The sequence below is a fragment of the Saccharopolyspora sp. NPDC050389 genome, assembly GCF_040655595.1.
Taxonomy (GTDB): domain Bacteria; phylum Actinomycetota; class Actinomycetes; order Mycobacteriales; family Pseudonocardiaceae; genus Saccharopolyspora.
Map to the genome: position 1 here is coordinate 19,610 of NZ_JBFAKG010000009.1, position 14,933 is coordinate 34,542.

Genomic DNA, 14,933 nt, shown 5'->3' on the forward strand with positions numbered 1-14,933 from the left:
CTGTGGTGGCATCCGGAGTGATCCAGGTCTCCCGATTGGAGAATCGGCGGCCCGTCCGGTAGGTCTCGGGCATGGCACAGCGAACGGGCGGTCCCGGAGCGGGGCGGTACAGGGATCGGGGGCCGGGTGATCGCCGGCGCGACGAGCGGCCCCGCGGTGATCGCGGCGACGAGCAAGCGCTGGGGCAGGAACTGCGCGCCATGCACGGCGCGAGCTACGGCCGCTACAAGTCCTTGAGCGGCCGCTGGTCCTTCGGCGGGTTCACCCTGGAGATCCAGCGCGTGCAGCCGGACCCGTTCGCGCCGGCCAGCCGCTGCGAGGTCCGGGTCGATCCGGCGGTCGCGGGTTTCCCCGAGCAGTTGTGGTCGACGCCGGTGCGCGCGCGGGCGCTGGCCGGATACCTGGTGCGAGCGGCGCACCGCAGGCTCGGCGACAGCCGGTTGCGGGTCGACGCCGGCCGGCAGGAGGTGCTGGATCGCAGCGCCTGCCAGATCGTCGGCGCAACGGTGGTGCTGCGCCTCGGCATCGACCTGCCGGGGCGCGGCCGGACCATCGACGGCAGGCAGGCGGAGCAGGCGTTGTGCGACGAGCTGCCCGACGTGGTGGAGGCCGCGCTGCGCTGGGCGACGGCCGACCAGCGGCGGCTGCGGGAGTTCGTGGACTCCATTGAGGACACCGACGCGCTGCGCCGGATGCTGCCGGAGCTGGGCTTGGTGGCGTTCGTCGCCGACGGCGCGATGCTGCCCCGGCGCAGCGGCGTCGACGAGCGGCCGCTGACCGACGGGGTGCCGTTCGCCTCGCCGGAGTCGCTGCGCGTCGAGGTGGAGCTGCCCAATCGGGGCCGGGTGCGCGGCATGGGAGTGCCCGAGGGGATCACCCTGATCGTCGGCGGCGGGTTCCACGGCAAGTCCACGCTGCTGCGCGCGCTGGAGTTCGGCGTCTACGACCACGTTCCCGGCGACGGCCGGGAACTGGTGGTGTGCCGCGAGGACACCGTCAAGGTGCGCGCCGAGGACGGGCGGCGGGTGCACCGCGTGGACGTCAGCCCGTTCGTCAGCCACCTGCCCACCGGCGCCGACACCACCGACTTCTCCACCGACAACGCCTCCGGCTCGACCTCGCAGGCGGCCGCGATCGTGGAGGCGGTGGAGGCCGGGGCGAAGGTGCTGCTGGTCGACGAGGACACCGCGGCGACGAACCTGATGATCCGCGACGCCCGGATGCAGGCGCTGGTGGCCAAGGAGTCCGAGCCGCTGACGCCGTTCGTCGACCTGATCCGGCCGCTGCACGCCGCGCACGGGGTGTCGACGGTGCTGGTGATGGGCGGCTCCGGGGACTACATGGACGTCGCCGACCAGGTGCTGATGCTCGACGCCTACCGCGCCCGCGACGTCACCGAGCGCGCCAAGCAGCTGGCCGCCGCGCCCACCGGCCGCCGCTCGGAAGCCCAGGCGTTCCCGCCGGCCCGCCACCGCGTGGTGGATCCGCGCTCGATCCCCACCGAACGCCCGAAGGTCCGCGCCCGCGGGGTGGACGCGCTGACTCTGGGCGAATCCACTGTGGAACTGCGCGGCGTCGAGCAGGTCGTCGACCCCGCGCAGGTCACCGGGATCGGCCTGGCGCTGGTCAGCTGCGCGCGGCGCGGAGTGCTGGATGGCGCCCGCACCGTCGCGGAGGTGCTCGATGCTTTCGCTGCGGACGTCGCCGAGCGCGGCGTCGCGGCCGTCGACGAGCGCTACGTGGGGGACTTCGCCGTGCCGCGGCGCTTCGAGCTGGCGGCCGCGCTGAACCGGCTCCGGGTGCTGCGGGTGGCCGGTTTTCGCACGTGAGGAGGTTTGCCCAGCGGCGGCGGACGGGCATCATCGAGGCGAGTGGTTTACCCGATGTGCTGTCGTGCGCACGCGCGGCGGACGGGAGGCGAGCGATGCCTCGCATGAGTTTCCCGGAACGAACCACCGCCGGTTACGCCGATCGCCGGCACGCCGGCCGGGTCCTGGCCCAGCGGATGACCGGACTGGAGCTGGTCGATCCCGTGGTCCTCGGGTTGGCCAGGGGAGGGGTGCCGGTGGCCGCCGAGGTGGCTCGCGTGCTGAAGGCGCCGCTGCGGGTCTGCGTGGCCCGCAAGATCGGCGCGCCGAGCCAGCCGGAGCTCGCCGTCGGTGCGGTGACCGCCGACGGCCCGGCGAGCTACGACCCGCAGCTGGTGCGCTCGTTCCACCTCGACGAGCGGACGCTGCAGGCGGCCTGCGAGCGGGAGCGGACCGAGGCGCGGCGCCGGGAGCGGTTGTTCCAGCGCGGCGAACCGCTGCCGATGGCTGGGCGTGACGTGGTGCTGGTCGACGACGGGCTGGCCACCGGGGCCACGGCCCGCGCGGCGGTGCGGATGCTGCGCGAGTCGGCGCCGCGCAACGTGGTGCTGGCCGTCCCGGTGGGGGCGCCGGACGCGGTCGCCGCGCTGCGCGCGGAAGCCGACGTGGTGGTGTGCGTGCTGCAGCCGGTCGGCTTCGCCGCGGTGGGGCAGTGGTACCGCGACTTCAACGCCACCACCGACGAGGAGATCTTCGAGATCCTCCACGACTTCGACTGACATAAACATGCCAATTTGGAAATCTTGCAAATTTGGCAAGATTTGCTACTGTGGTCGGCATGGCCACCGAAGACGACGCCCGCATCGGGCTGAGGGAGCGCAAGAAGCGCGAAACACGCCTCGCGCTGAGCCGGGCGGCGATCCGCCTGGTCGTCGAACGCGGATGGCAGGACGTCACCGCGGACGACATCGCCGCGGCGGCGAACGTCTCCCCGCGAACCTTCCGGAACTACTTCGCCGGCAAGGCCGAGGCCATCGTCGCCAGCCACCTCGAACGCGCCCTGCGGATCGCCGACGAGCTGCGCGCGCGACCGGCCACCGAACCGTTGTGGGACGCGATCGGCAGCGCGGTGCAGGCCCAGTTCGCGCCGGCACCGGACGACCAGCAGGCCCGCGACCCGGGCTGGATCGACAGGCTGCGGCTCATGCTCGCCGAACCAGCGGTGCAGGGCGAGGTCCTCAAGGCGAACGCGACCGCGCAGGACGAACTGGCCAAGGCCATCGCCGAACGCACCGGCACCGACGTGGCGCACGACCTGTACCCGCAACTGGTCGCCGCGGTGGTCGGCGCGGGCAGCGCCACGGCCGTGACGCACTGGCTGCGCGAAGACCCGCACGGCTCCGCCGTACCGCTGCTGCGCGAGGCGCTCGCCCGGATCGCGGCGGGCCTCCCGACTCCCTGAAACGCGACGGAATCGCTCGGCCCGGTCGCGGCCGGGCCGATTCGTCCTGCCCTTTTCCTCTCGAACGAACGGAGCGAATCCCCGATGATCGCCGATGTCGTCATCGCCGGCGGCGGCCCGAACGGGCTGATGCTGGCCTGCGAGCTGGGCCTGGCCGGGCTGCGGCCGATCGTGCTGGAGCGACTGACCGCGCCCAGCGACGAGCCGAAGGCCAACGGCCTCGTCGGCCAGGTGGTGAAGATGGTCGACCGCCGAGGACTGCACGAGCGGCTCAGCGGCAGCCCGCAACCACCGCAGCCGAACTCCGCCTACTTCATGTTCGCCGGGATGAGCCTGAACCTGGGCCTGCTGGCGGACAGCCCCGTCTACAACCTGGCCGTGCCGCAACGCCGCATCGTGGAAGTCCTGGCGCAGCGGGCCGTCGAGCTGGGCACCGACATCCGCCGGGGACATGAGGTCACCGGCCTGTCGCAGGACGACGACGTCGTCACGGTCGAGGTCACGGGCCCGGACGGGCCGTACCGGCTGCGGGCCCGGTACCTGGTCGGCGCGGACGGTGCCCACAGCGTCGTCCGCAAGCGCGCCGGCATCGGCTTTCCCGGCGTCAGCTACGACCGGACGACGAACCGGACGGCCGACGCCACCGTTCCCGCGGAGTGGGTGGATCCCACGACCGGCGCGCTGAACGTGCCCGGCAGCGGCGCGATCCTGCCGTTCCTGCCGCACCGCACCGAGCACGGCGGGTTCGGATACGCGCCGTTGCCCGGGCAGGACCCGCTGATCGCCCCGGGCAGCGACGTCACCGCCCTGCGCGAACTGTTCACCGAGCTGCTCGACGATCCCCGCCACCATCCAGCACATCGCGGATCTCACCGCCGGCGCCGACGTCCGCTACGACATGGGAGCCGCCGCCGGCCTCCACCCGCTCATCGGCCGGTGCGCCCCGGAACTTGCGCTGCACACCGAAACCGGGCCGGTGCGGCTGGCGGAGCTGACCCGCAGCGCGCGCCCGCTGCTGATCGACCTGACCGAGGACGGATCGCCGGGAACGCTCGCCGGGCACCACGACCAGGCGGACGTGATCCGCGGGCGGCTCGACGGAGCCGACATCGGCGCCACCGCCCTGCTCCTCCGGCCGGACTGCTACGTGGCGTGGGCATCGGCATCACTCTGTCCGGATGCCACCGAGCTGGATGCGCTCCAGACCGCCGCCGAGCGGTGGTTCGGCGTCGCGGCGACCGCCCGCGCCTGACCGGGGAAACCGCTGATCGTCCATTGTGGGCAGTGGCTTCCCCGGCGCGCCGGGGAAGCCTGTCAGCCGCCGCTGATCAACGCCTCGCCTCGGAAGTCGCGGATTCCTGGCCGTCCAACCAGTCGGCGATGGCCGCGGTGAAGACGGCCGGGTCCTCGAACGGCAGACCGTGTCCACCGGGCAGCTCCCGGTAGACCGCGCCGGGAATCGCGCGGGCCAGTTCGTGCTGGTGGGCGACGGGCACGATCTGGTCGTCGCGGCCGGCCAGGACCAGCGAGGGCGCCGTGATCGAGCCGAGCAGCGAGCGGATGTCCACGTGGGCGTCGAGCTCGATCAGCGGCTGCAGCTGCTGTCGGCTCAGCATGTCGGTGAATCCGGTGACCGCCTGCTCGAACTCGTCGGCGTCTCGACCGGCGAGGGTGGCCGGGCCCATGGCGGTGAGCTGAAGGTGCCGGGCCAGCAGCTCCGGATCGGTCCGCAGCAGGCTTGCCCACAGGCCGAACTGGAACTGCTCCCTCGCGCCGCTTCGTGCCCAGCCCGCGTGGGCCACCAGGGAACGCACCCGGGTCCCGTGGCGGGTGGCGACGGCGGTGGCGACGGCGGTGGCGATCATGGCCCCCAGCGAGTGCCCCACGACGTGGAAGTCGGCTAGTCCCGCCGCGGCTGCGGTGGCGGCGGCCTGGTCGGCGAGGGTGACGATGTCGAGGGGCTCGGGTGAAGCCGGGGTGCGGCCTGATCCGGGAAGGTTGACCGCGACGGCGGTGAAGCGGGCGGCGACGCTGTTGATCAGCTCGGTCCAGTTGCTCTCGGCGTCGGCTCCGGTGCCGTGGATGAGCAGCAGCCCGGGACCGGAGCCGGTGCTGCGGTAGTCGACGGTGCTGCTTCCGATGGTGGTGGTCGGCACGTTGGTGTCCTTTGTGGTCAGTGGTGGGCCGGGGCGCGGTCCGCGGATGCGGGACGCCTGTTGGTGCGGCGCAGGTCTGCGGTGGCGATGGCGAGGACCAGGCCTGCCGCGGTCAGCCCGGCTCCGACCCAGTTGGGGGAGGCGTAGCCGAAGCCGGCGTCGATGGCGAGTCCGCCGAGCCACGCTCCGGCGGCGGCGCCGAGGTTGAACGCGGTGATGTTGGCGGCCGAGACGAGCGTCGCCGCGCCGCCGGCCAGCTGCATCACGCGCATCTGCAGGGGCGGGATCGTGCCGAATCCGACCGCGCCCAGCACGAACAGCGCGACCACGGCCGCGACAGGGTGGTGCAGTGTCGCGGGGAACAGCGCTAGGACGGCAGCCAGTGCGGCCAGGAGCGTGAAGATCGTGGGCAGCAGCGCCCGGTCGGCGGCCTTGCCACCGAGGTAGGTGCCTACGACCAGCCCGGCTCCGTAGATCGCCAGCAGCCAGGCGATGCTTGCGGGGGAGAAGCCCGCCACGTCGGTCAGCATCGGGGCGACGTAGGTGAACGAGGTGAGCAGGCCGCTGAAGCCGATCGCGGTGACAGCCAGCGCCAGCCACACCTGCGGGCGGCGGAAGGCGGCGAGTTCGCCGCGCAGGCCGCTGCCCGGTTCGGCGGGTTGGTGGGGCACCAGGGCGGCGATGCCGATCAGGCCGACGACACCGAGCGCGGTCACGCCCCAGAACGCCGAGCGCCAGCCGAACTGCTGGCCGAGCAGGGTGCCCATCGGCATGCCGAGGACATTGGCCAGCGTCAGCCCGGTGAACATCAGCGCAATCGCGCTGGCCTTCTTGCGGGCGTCGACCAGGCCGGCGGCCACGACGGAGCCGACACCGAAGAACGCGCCGTGGGCTAGCGCGGACACGACCCGTCCGGCCATCAGCACGCCGTAGGTGGGGGCGAGGGCGTAGCCGGAGGTGAGCAGGCCCGCGGTGGGGATGGACACGCCGAACGCCGCGGCGAGGTCGGGCAGCAGGCGGTTGGTGATGAATTCGGTGGTGCCGATCCCGAACGCGCTGATGGCCAGGGCGAGCAGGGCCAGGGGCATGGCGACGGCCTTTCGTGCCGGTTGGTGTTGACCCGGCAAGCCTCGGTCGCGGTGGCGGGGTTACCCAGGCCTCGCCGTTTCGTAGGAGTGCGGTGCGTACCCCTGGCAGGGTCAGGTTGCGGTGCCGCGGGTCGGGCAGACTGGCCGATGTGGACGATGGTGAGCTCGGGGCCTTCCTGCGGTCGAGGCGGGCGCGGCTGAAACCCGAGGACGTGGGCCTGGTGTCCTACGGGATGCGGCGGCGGGTCCCAGGCCTGCGCCGCGAGGAGCTGGCGCAGCTGGCGGGCGTGAGCGTCGCGTACTACACGCGCTTGGAGCAGGGGCAGAGCCGCAACGTCTCGGCAGAGGTGCTCGACGCGATCGCGCGCGCGTTGCGCCTGGACGACACCGAGCAGGTGCACCTGCGGAACCTGGCGCGGCCGGTGCGCGCGAAGCGGCGGGCGCCGCGACCGGAGTCGGTGCGGCCGCGGATGCGGCACCTGCTGGGCTCGATGGACGCGGTGCCCGCGCTGGTGATCGGCCGCCGCAACGACGTGCTGGCCTGGAACCGGCTCGGGCACGCGTTGCTGGCGGGGCACCTGGACTCCGGCAGCCCGAACCGGACGGCGGACCGGCCGAGCCTGTCGCGCATGCTGTTCCTCGATCCGCACACCTGCGAGCTCTATCCGCAGTGGACCGATGAGGCGCGTGGGCACGTCGCCTACCTGCGGTTGGTCGCCGGCCGCTACCCGGATGAACCGCTGATCGCGGCGTTGGTCGGGGAGCTTTCGATGAAGAGCCCCGAGTTCGCGGAACTGTGGGGCCGGCGGCGGGTGCGCGACTGCACCCACGGCTGCAAGCGGCTGCGGCATCCGCTGGTCGGGCCGCTGGAGCTGGAGTACCAGGCGCTGCAGGTGCCGGACCAGCAGGATCAGCGGCTGGATTTGTTCACCGCGGAACCGGGTTCGCCTTCGGAGGCCGCGCTGCGGCTGCTGGGAACCTCCATCAGCGGGGAGTCCAGGGTGGGCGCGTCGCTGCCCGGCTGATCCGGGGCGCGGCGCGTCAGCGATCCGCCAGGAGGATCAGGCCTGCGTCCGTGGGGCGGAAGCCGCAGGAGTCGAAGTAGAAGCCGCGCAGGTGCGGCTCGAAGTCGACGTGCAACCAGGTGCAGCCGGCCCGCTGGGCGGCCTCCGCCGCGCGCCGCACGAGTTCCGTTCCGATGCTGCGATGCTGGTGGTCCGGCCGGACCTTGGTGTCGAGCAGGAAGGCGTGGTCACCGCCGTCCCAGGCGACGTTGACGAAACCGATCAGCGCTTCGTCGGGCAGCCGCGCGGTCACCCAGCCCAGGCTGTGCGCGCGCACCCGGTCCCACCAGCCGGGCTCGGCCGTGCCGCCGTGCGAGATGGTCAGGGCGATGAGTTCGTCGTCGGCGGTCTCGGCCCGCCAGCGGTAGTCGATCTCCACCACGCGATCGTCCCAGCCCACAACCGGGGAGGAAATCGCTTTTCCGGCGCTGAGCGACCGCTGGGATCGCGTTGGCACAGCATTTATTTTGATAGTTCCCATGGTTTCAGTGTTGATCAAAATTAATCCTGCGGACCAACCTGCACCAACCGAGGCCACTACGCGATAACCTCGCGGCACCTACTCCTGCGCTGCGGAGAACCGGGAAACGGGTGGACTTGCGCCACCGGTCGGGGGGCTTCTGGCGCGTCGGGGTGGAGCTAGGTGTCCGTCTCGGGTTGATTGGTTCGTTATGACTGCCGCTGGACATTCCGACAACACGCCGACGCAGGCGGGTAGGCACACGCCACCTCGGCGGTCGGGGACGAGACGGAGTGCCGATTCCGGCGAGTCGGGCTATTCGGCCGAGGTGGCGTGGCAGGTCGGCGAGGCCGCCGCCGCGCTGGGCGATCGCCTGCGCGATCCCGCTGTGCCGCACAGCGTCGAGGAGATCGAGCAGGTGATGCGCGGGTTCTCGTTGACGGTCGAGGGCATGGCCGTCGGGTGCGGCGGGGTGACCGAGTGGCTGCGGGCCGCGGGGCACGCCGGCCCGCTGTCCGGGCACGCCAGCGTGATGTCGGAGCGCCTGTCGCACATCGGCAAGGAGCTGACCCGGTTGGCCGACGCGATCGAGAAGGCGCAGAAGCGCGCGAGCTGACCCGGGGCACGCGGGCGAGCACCGTCGGTGCGGTGCCGGGAGCGACCACAGTGGTGCTGCACGGCTGTTGCGGGCCTCTCAGTATGTTGGTGCCAACATCACGACTGCGATGATCGAGTCGTGCCTCGCGGATCCGGTAGGTGATCCGGGGCGCGGGCTCGGTAGCGCGGTCGTGGGGATCAGCGCGGTGCTGCCGGTGGGCGCGCTGGTGGGATCGGCGGTCGGGCGCCGGTCCTGCCGTGCGGGTGCCGAGTGCTGGTCTGCTGCTGGAGTTCGGTTGCAGGCGGGGCCTGCGTGTGCGTGTGGAGGTGGCCCCTTTGGTTCGCGGCAGTGTCGGTGATTCCTCTGCCGCCTTTGATTCGCTGTTCAGCGAGGTGTTCTCGGGGGCGTCGGGGGATGCTTCGGCGTCGGAGCGCGGTCTGGCGTTGGGCACGTTGCTGGATGCGCAGGCGCATGAGGTGGTGTCGAAGGCGGTTCGGGCCACTGTGGACTGGGGCAGCCGGGAGTTGGACGGTGCGCATCTGCTGTGGGCGGTGACGCAGGTTCCGGCGACGGCGGAGTTGCTGGTGTCCTCCGGGGTGCGGGTGGAGGAGTTGGCGGCCGCGGTGCGGTCGGCGGTGGTGGCGCAGGATTCTGGGGCGGTGGGCCGTGCGGGGTTGTCGTCGGCGGCTCGGCGGGCGTTGCTGGGGGCTTATCAGCAGGCGTTGGGCGAGGGTGTCGACGTGGTGGGGGCGCGGCATCTGGTGTTGGGGTTGGCCGCGGATGCGGATTCGGTGGCCGGGAGGGCGTTGGCGCGGGCGATCGAGTTGGGTGATCGGGGTGGGGCTCGGTCGGTGTTGAGCGTGACGCCGCGGCTGGACGAGTTCGGGTTGGATCTGACGGAGTTGGCGCGGGCCGGGAAGCTGGATCCGGTGGTGGGCCGGGATGCCGAGATCGAGCAGGCGATCGAGGTGCTGGGTCGGCGGTCGAAGAACAACCCGGTGTTCGTGGGGGATCCGGGGGTGGGCAAGACCGCGATCGTGGAGGGGCTGGCGCGGCGGATCGTCGAGGGCGCGGTGCCGTGGTCGTTGGCGGACATGCGGGTGGTGTCGCTGGACCTGGCGGGGATGGTGGCCGGGGCGAAGTACCGGGGAGAGTTCGAGCAGCGGTTCCGGGATGTGCTGACGGAGATCCGGGCGCATCGGGAGGACGTGCTGGTGTTCATCGACGAGGTGCACAGCATCGTGGGGGCCGGTGCGGGTGAGGGTTCGATGGATGCGGGCACGATGCTGAAGCCGGCGTTGGCGCGTGGTGATGTGCGGTTGATCGGGGCGACGACCGTGGAGGAGTACCGGCGGCACGTGGAGAAGGATCCGGCGTTGGAGCGCCGGTTCGCGCCGATCATGGTGGGGGAGCCGTCGGTGGCCGAGACGGTGGTGGTGCTGGAGGGGTTGCGGGAGAAGTACCAGCGGCATCACCGGGTGCGCATCGATGATGGTGCGTTGTCGGCGGCGGCGGAGTTGTCGCAGCGCTACATCGCGGATCGGTTCTTGCCGGACAAGGCGGTGGATCTGCTGGATCAGGCGTGTTCGCGGGTGCGGTTGCGGCGTGGTGGTGAGGTGCGGGAGTCGGCGGTGTTCGAGCCGACGGTGGTCGCCGACGACGTGGCGGATGTGGTGGCGTCGCGGACCGGGATTCCGGTGGCGGACGTGAGCGCGCAGGACGTGCAGCGGTTGCTGGAGTTGGAGCAGCAGTTGCGGTCGCGGGTGGTCGGTCAGGATGCGGCGGTGGCGTCGGTGGCCGAGGCGGTGCGTCGGGCTCGGGCGGGTTTGGCGGATCCGGATCGGCCGATCGGGAGTTTCTTGTTCTTGGGGCCCACCGGTGTGGGCAAGACGGAGTTGGCGCGGGCGTTGGCGCACGCGTTGTTCGGTGATGCGCAGCGGTTGTTGCGGTTGGACATGGGGGAGTTCCAGGAGAAGCACACGGTGTCGCGGCTGGTGGGGGCGCCGCCGGGGTATGTGGGTTATGGCGAGGCGGGGCAGTTGACGGATCGGGTGCGGCGGCAGCCGTATTCGGTGGTGTTGCTGGATGAGGTGGAGAAGGCGCATCCGGATGTGTTCAACACGTTGCTGCAGGTGTTGGATGCGGGGCGGCTGACCGATTCGCAGGGTCGGCTGGTGGATTTCCGCAACGTGGTGGTGATCATGACCTCGAACATCGGGGCTGATCGGGTGCTGGATGCGGGTGCCGATGCGGGGGAGTCGGCGGTGGTGGTGCTGGAGGAGTTGCGGGCGTTCTTCCGGCCGGAGTTCATCAACCGGATCGATGATGTGGTGGTGTTCCGGCCGTTGGGTGCGGAGCAGTTGCGGCGGATCGCGTCGTTGTTGTTGGAGCGCACCGGTGCGCAGTTGGAGTCCAAGGGCATTCGGTTGGTCGTGGGTGAGGCCGGTTTGGATTGGTTGGTGGATCGGGGGTATCAGCCGGAGTTCGGGGCGCGGCCGTTGCGGCGGGTGATCGCCCGGGAGTTGGACAACCGGTTGGCGTCGATGGTGCTGGCCGGCACGGTGTCGGCGGGTGATCAGGTGTCGGTGGATGTGGCTGATGGGGAGTTGTCGCTGGCGGTGACGTCGGTGTGGGAGCCGGTGTCGGGTGGTCGGCATGCGGCGCCGGTGGAGCGTGCCGAGGTGGAGAGTTCGCAGCCGGTTCAGCGGCACAGCGTGTTCGGGTGATCGCGGTTCAGTGGTGGAGCGTGTTGATCCAGGTGGTGAGGTCTTTGGGGCGTCGGAACCGGTAGACGGTGGGGCCGTGGGGGTTGGTGGCCCATTGCCGGATTCGGGCGCGTTTGGTGTGGAAGGACCGGAAGTGCCAGCGCAGGATCGAGTCGTGTGCGAGGAGGGTGCGGATGGTTTCGCGGTTTCCGTTGCAGACGGTGGTCTTGGTGATGACGCGGGCGATGCTGCGTCGGAGCAGGCGGCTCAGGGACAGCCAGCGGGGGTAGTCCAGGGCGACGATGAGGTCGGCGCGGGCGAAGGGGATGTCGAGCCATTTGCCGTAGGCGGAGTCGAGGATCCATTCCTGCTGGGTGCAGATGGCTTGGATCTTGTCGCGTTGTTCGGTTGCCGGGACTTCGACCCAGCCGGGTTCCCAGGTGAGGTCGTCCACGGAGTGCCACGGGAGTCCGGTGGCTTCGCTGATGCGGCTTGCCGCGGTTGATTTACCGGATCCCGTCACGCCGTAGACGACGATGCGTTGGGCGGGGCCTGCCGGCATGGTCGGCAGCTTAGCGTGTTGCGGGTGCCGGAACGCCCCATTTCGCGGTCACTCTGTGTGACTGGGTGGCGCGGGCGGCGGGGTGGAATGTCGCCCGGCTGGTCGGTATTTGGGTGCGTTGCCGCCTCGCTGCCACCTGATCGAGACCGAATGTCACACGAACGTGGCGAGCCTTGTTTGGGTCGGGCGGCGGCTCCTACGGTGGGAGGTGCGGTTGAGCAGCCGCCACGGCGTACCCCTTGCGTTGAGCGCAGCGGCGAGTTCCCGGTCCCGTGGCCAACCGAACCGTCGATACGCAACCAGGGGAGGTAGCGTGATCGTCTCCAGATCAGGCATGTCACCGGCCGCGTGGGTGGGCACGGGCCACGCGATCGTCGCGCCGCGCGCCAGCGACGATCCGATCGTCGCGCATCCGATGTGCACGTCCGCGTTGCGGCTGGCCGTGGAGTGGCCTGTTCCGGGCGTTGTGGTGGTTCGCATCGGTGGTGAGATCGATCTTGCCACGGTGCCCAGGCTTACCGAGCTGATCCGGCAGCGGCTGACGGCCGCTGCTTTGCAGGCCATCGTTGTGGATGTTTCGGAGGTGTCCTTCGCCAGCAGTGCGGCTGTCGAGCTGTTGTTGCACGCGCAGCGTCGCGCCGAGCACCGCCGGACCAGGTTGTTCGTGGTTCCTGGTCATGGTGCGGTGCTGCGGCTGCTGACGATCACCGGGTTGCGTGAGCGGTTCGTGTGCCGGGCTACGGCGGCCGAAGCCGTCGCCGAGGCGCGTGGGTGACGCCTCGGTAGGGCTTCAGCCGTCGTTGTTGCGGGCGAGGTGGTCGGCCAGGGGTGCCCAGCCGCCGTCGGGTGCGCCCAGCCGCCTGGGTCGTTGGACCAGTACCACCAGCCGGCGCCTGCCTTGTCGGCTTCGGCGCGGACGTCGTCGACGTAGTCGAGGGCGCCGGGTTTCGTGGCGTCGAGGCCGAATTCGCCGATGATCAGTGGTGCGCCGAGCCGTTGTGCGGTGTTGGTGTTGGTGGCGAACCACTGCTTGATGGTGGCGAGGGTGAGGGTGCGGGTCAGCCCGGTGTAGGTCTGGCCGCTGTCGAGGAGGAGCGGGTAGAGGTGTGGGGCGTAGCCGATGCGTGCTTCGCCTTCTCGGGGGTCGGTCAGCGGTGGGAGTGCTGAGGGCAGGCCTTGGTTGACGCCGAGGGCTTGTGGTTCGACGAAGATCCAGTGGGTGTCGTCGACTTCGCGGATGGCATCGATGGTGCGCTGGTAGAGCGGGCCGAGCAGGTGTTGTTCGAACAGTGGTGATGGGACGCTGCCGCCCCAGGGTTCGTTGATGAGGTCGAAGCCGAGGACGCGCCGGTCGGTGGCGAAGCGTTGTGCGACGTGCTGCCAGGCTTTGGTGAAGTGTTCGGCCAGTTCCGGGTGTTTGCCGGTGGTGCCCCAGAAGTGGTCGAAGGCGCGGGTGACGCCGGGTTGCGGGTAGGTCAGGGGCCAGGGGTCTTGCACTTCGGCGGGGAGGCCGTCGAAGTGGGTGGCCCATGCTGGTGCGCCGTTGTTGCGGTCGTTGCCGGTGACGGCGGGTCCCCACATGTCCTGGTGCATGTCGAGGACGACGTGCATGCCTGAGCGGGAGTACCAGTCGATGCGTTCGGCGATGTCGTCGAGGTAGGTGTCGTCGTAGGTGCCGGGGGCCGGTTCGACTTTGGACCAGAAGATCAGCAGGCGTACGGAGTTGGAGCCGATCTTGGTGGCTTCGGCGGCGATGTCGTCGGGTCCGGTCCAGGGCATGGCGTCGGCGGCGTTTTTGGCGCTGTTGCCGTTGTTGAATCCGGAGACGTGCAGTGGTCGTCCGTCGAGGTCGGTCAGCGGTCGGGTGGTGGGTTCGGCGTGGGCGGGCGCGGCCATGCCGAGGGTGAGTGTGAGCGCGGCGAGCGTGGTCATCCAGCGCCGGAGGGGCATGGTCGGCGACGGTAACCAACCCACCACAAAATGCGAAGAGGTTTCGCGATTAGTTGAGCTGCTGCCCGGCCTGGAACGACACCGCCCGCGCCGTGTTCACCCGCGCGTTGAGGTCGGCGACCGCCATCGGCGAGGTCACCGCGATCTGCGTGAAGTGCAGCAGCCGCGGCCCCTGCACCCCGATCTGCACCCATCCCTCGGTGCGTTCCTCCTTCGCCAGCAGGAACAACAGGCCCAGGAAGCAGGCGAAGACGAACAGCACGCACAGCACGATCGCCCACGCCGGGATCGCGCGGGTCGTGCGGCTCATGTCGGTGAACGTCCACGCCACCTCGCCCACCGGTGCCGTGCCCGAGGGCGTCATGACCTCCGTCCGGGTGCACACGATGTCCCCGATCGTGACGACCGGAAGCGGGGCTGAGGAAGGGACGACCATGGACGATCATCTTAGGAACAGGCCGCCCGGACCTGCCGGAAGATGGCAGGATTCCCGCCGTGCACACCTACATCGCGCTGCTGCGCGCGGTCAACCTCGGTGGCCGCGGTCGCGTCGCCATGGCCGACCTGCGCGACCTCGTCACCGCGGCCGGGCACGGCGAGGTCGCGACGTACCTGCAGAGCGGCAACGTGGTCTTCACCTCCGATCGCGCCGACCCCGAGGCCGTGGCGGCGGATTTGCGGCGGCGGCTGGCCGGTGAACTCGGCGTGGACACTCCGGTCATGGTGCGCACCGGCGCCGAGATCACCGGCATCGCCGCGCGCCACCCGTTCCAGGAAGGGCAAAGCGACCACACCAAGCTGCACGTGGCGTTCCTGGCCGCCGAACCCGACGCCGGCCATGCCGCGCAGCTGACCGTGCCCGACGGTGCGCCCGAAGAACTCCACCTGGCCGGGCGGGAGCTCTACCTGCACTACCCGGCCGGGGCGGGCCGGAGCAAAGTCACCGCCGCCTACCTGGAGAAGCGGCTCGGGGTCAGCCTCACCGCCCGCAACTGGAAGACGGTCATCGCACTGGCCGGCCTCGCCCGGCAGCGAGCATGACCGCGTCCGCCCTCGTCGCGGCCGGGAGTCGGGCGTGGC

At 70.7% G+C, this 14,933-nt stretch carries 15 protein-coding genes and 1 pseudogene; 10 read left to right on the forward strand and 6 right to left on the reverse strand.

Going from position 1 to position 14,933, the window contains the following annotated elements:
• The first annotated feature begins 71 nt into the window (after positions 1–71).
• From AB0I53_RS07985 to AB0I53_RS08005, 5 genes and pseudogenes are all read left to right on the forward strand, one after another.
• Positions 72–1,829 (forward strand): ABC-ATPase domain-containing protein, encoded by a 1,758-nt coding sequence (locus tag AB0I53_RS07985; protein WP_358598245.1) that lies wholly within the window; start codon positions 72–74, stop codon positions 1,827–1,829.
• Positions 1,830–1,933: 104 nt separating this feature from the next.
• Entirely contained in the window at positions 1,934–2,587 is a 654-nt protein-coding gene (locus AB0I53_RS07990) for a phosphoribosyltransferase family protein (protein ID WP_358598656.1), read from the forward strand.
• A 59-nt stretch (positions 2,588–2,646) separates the two neighbouring features.
• The gene (locus tag AB0I53_RS07995) at positions 2,647–3,270 is read left to right on the forward strand and encodes a TetR family transcriptional regulator (RefSeq protein WP_358598248.1); all 624 of its coding nucleotides are present in this window, start codon (positions 2,647–2,649) and stop codon (positions 3,268–3,270) included.
• A 129-nt stretch (positions 3,271–3,399) separates the two neighbouring features.
• Positions 3,400–3,852, forward strand: a pseudogene (locus tag AB0I53_RS08000) (FAD-dependent monooxygenase); the annotation flags it as partial.
• A gap of 316 nt (positions 3,853–4,168) precedes the next feature.
• Positions 4,169–4,522 carry a hypothetical protein gene (locus AB0I53_RS08005; protein WP_358598659.1) on the forward strand — a complete coding sequence of 118 codons (354 nt, stop codon included), beginning with the start codon at positions 4,169–4,171 and terminating at the stop codon, positions 4,520–4,522.
• A gap of 76 nt (positions 4,523–4,598) precedes the next feature.
• Here AB0I53_RS08005 and AB0I53_RS08010 read toward each other — a convergent pair whose 3' ends face one another.
• Positions 4,599–5,426: an alpha/beta hydrolase gene (locus tag AB0I53_RS08010; RefSeq protein WP_358598251.1), complete on the reverse strand. Its 828-nt coding sequence runs from the start codon at positions 5,424–5,426 to the stop codon at positions 4,599–4,601.
• Between the two features lie 17 nt (positions 5,427–5,443).
• A complete protein-coding gene (locus AB0I53_RS08015; RefSeq protein WP_358598254.1) occupies positions 5,444–6,514 on the reverse strand; it encodes an MFS transporter in 1,071 nt (356 codons plus the stop codon).
• A 149-nt stretch (positions 6,515–6,663) separates the two neighbouring features.
• On the opposite strand from AB0I53_RS08015, the gene AB0I53_RS08020 reads away from it, so the two are divergent.
• Positions 6,664–7,539, forward strand: coding sequence for a helix-turn-helix transcriptional regulator (locus AB0I53_RS08020; RefSeq protein ID WP_358598257.1), 876 nt, complete (start codon positions 6,664–6,666; stop codon positions 7,537–7,539).
• Positions 7,540–7,555: 16 nt separating this feature from the next.
• Here AB0I53_RS08020 and AB0I53_RS08025 read toward each other — a convergent pair whose 3' ends face one another.
• The gene (locus AB0I53_RS08025) at positions 7,556–7,957 is read right to left on the reverse strand and encodes a GNAT family N-acetyltransferase (protein ID WP_358598661.1); all 402 of its coding nucleotides are present in this window, start codon (positions 7,955–7,957) and stop codon (positions 7,556–7,558) included.
• Positions 7,958–8,366: 409 nt separating this feature from the next.
• On the opposite strand from AB0I53_RS08025, the gene AB0I53_RS08030 reads away from it, so the two are divergent.
• Together AB0I53_RS08030 and AB0I53_RS08035 are read left to right on the forward strand one after the other, a co-directional pair.
• The gene (locus tag AB0I53_RS08030) at positions 8,367–8,654 is read left to right on the forward strand and encodes a hypothetical protein (RefSeq protein WP_358598259.1); all 288 of its coding nucleotides are present in this window, start codon (positions 8,367–8,369) and stop codon (positions 8,652–8,654) included.
• Between the two features lie 308 nt (positions 8,655–8,962).
• Positions 8,963–11,362, forward strand: a complete 2,400-nt coding sequence (locus AB0I53_RS08035; protein ID WP_358598261.1) for an ATP-dependent Clp protease ATP-binding subunit — start codon at positions 8,963–8,965, stop codon at positions 11,360–11,362.
• A 7-nt stretch (positions 11,363–11,369) separates the two neighbouring features.
• Here the strand turns inward: AB0I53_RS08035 and AB0I53_RS08040 are convergent, their stop codons facing one another.
• Positions 11,370–11,903: an adenylate kinase gene (locus tag AB0I53_RS08040; RefSeq protein ID WP_358598264.1), complete on the reverse strand. Its 534-nt coding sequence runs from the start codon at positions 11,901–11,903 to the stop codon at positions 11,370–11,372.
• A 313-nt stretch (positions 11,904–12,216) separates the two neighbouring features.
• Between AB0I53_RS08040 and AB0I53_RS08045 the strand changes: the two genes are divergently transcribed.
• Entirely contained in the window at positions 12,217–12,678 is a 462-nt protein-coding gene (locus AB0I53_RS08045; RefSeq protein ID WP_358598267.1) for an STAS domain-containing protein, read from the forward strand.
• Here AB0I53_RS08045 and AB0I53_RS08050 read toward each other — a convergent pair.
• Positions 12,579–13,853: a cellulase family glycosylhydrolase gene (locus AB0I53_RS08050; RefSeq protein ID WP_358598269.1), complete on the reverse strand. Its 1,275-nt coding sequence runs from the start codon at positions 13,851–13,853 to the stop codon at positions 12,579–12,581. The genes AB0I53_RS08045 and AB0I53_RS08050 overlap by 100 nt on opposite strands.
• A 49-nt stretch (positions 13,854–13,902) precedes the next feature.
• Positions 13,903–14,289, reverse strand: a complete 387-nt coding sequence (locus tag AB0I53_RS08055) for a hypothetical protein (RefSeq protein WP_358598272.1) — start codon at positions 14,287–14,289, stop codon at positions 13,903–13,905.
• A 59-nt stretch (positions 14,290–14,348) separates the two neighbouring features.
• Between AB0I53_RS08055 and AB0I53_RS08060 the strand changes: the two genes are divergently transcribed.
• A complete protein-coding gene (locus AB0I53_RS08060) occupies positions 14,349–14,894 on the forward strand; it encodes a DUF1697 domain-containing protein (RefSeq protein WP_358598275.1) in 546 nt (181 codons plus the stop codon).
• Positions 14,895–14,933 lie beyond the last annotated feature (39 nt).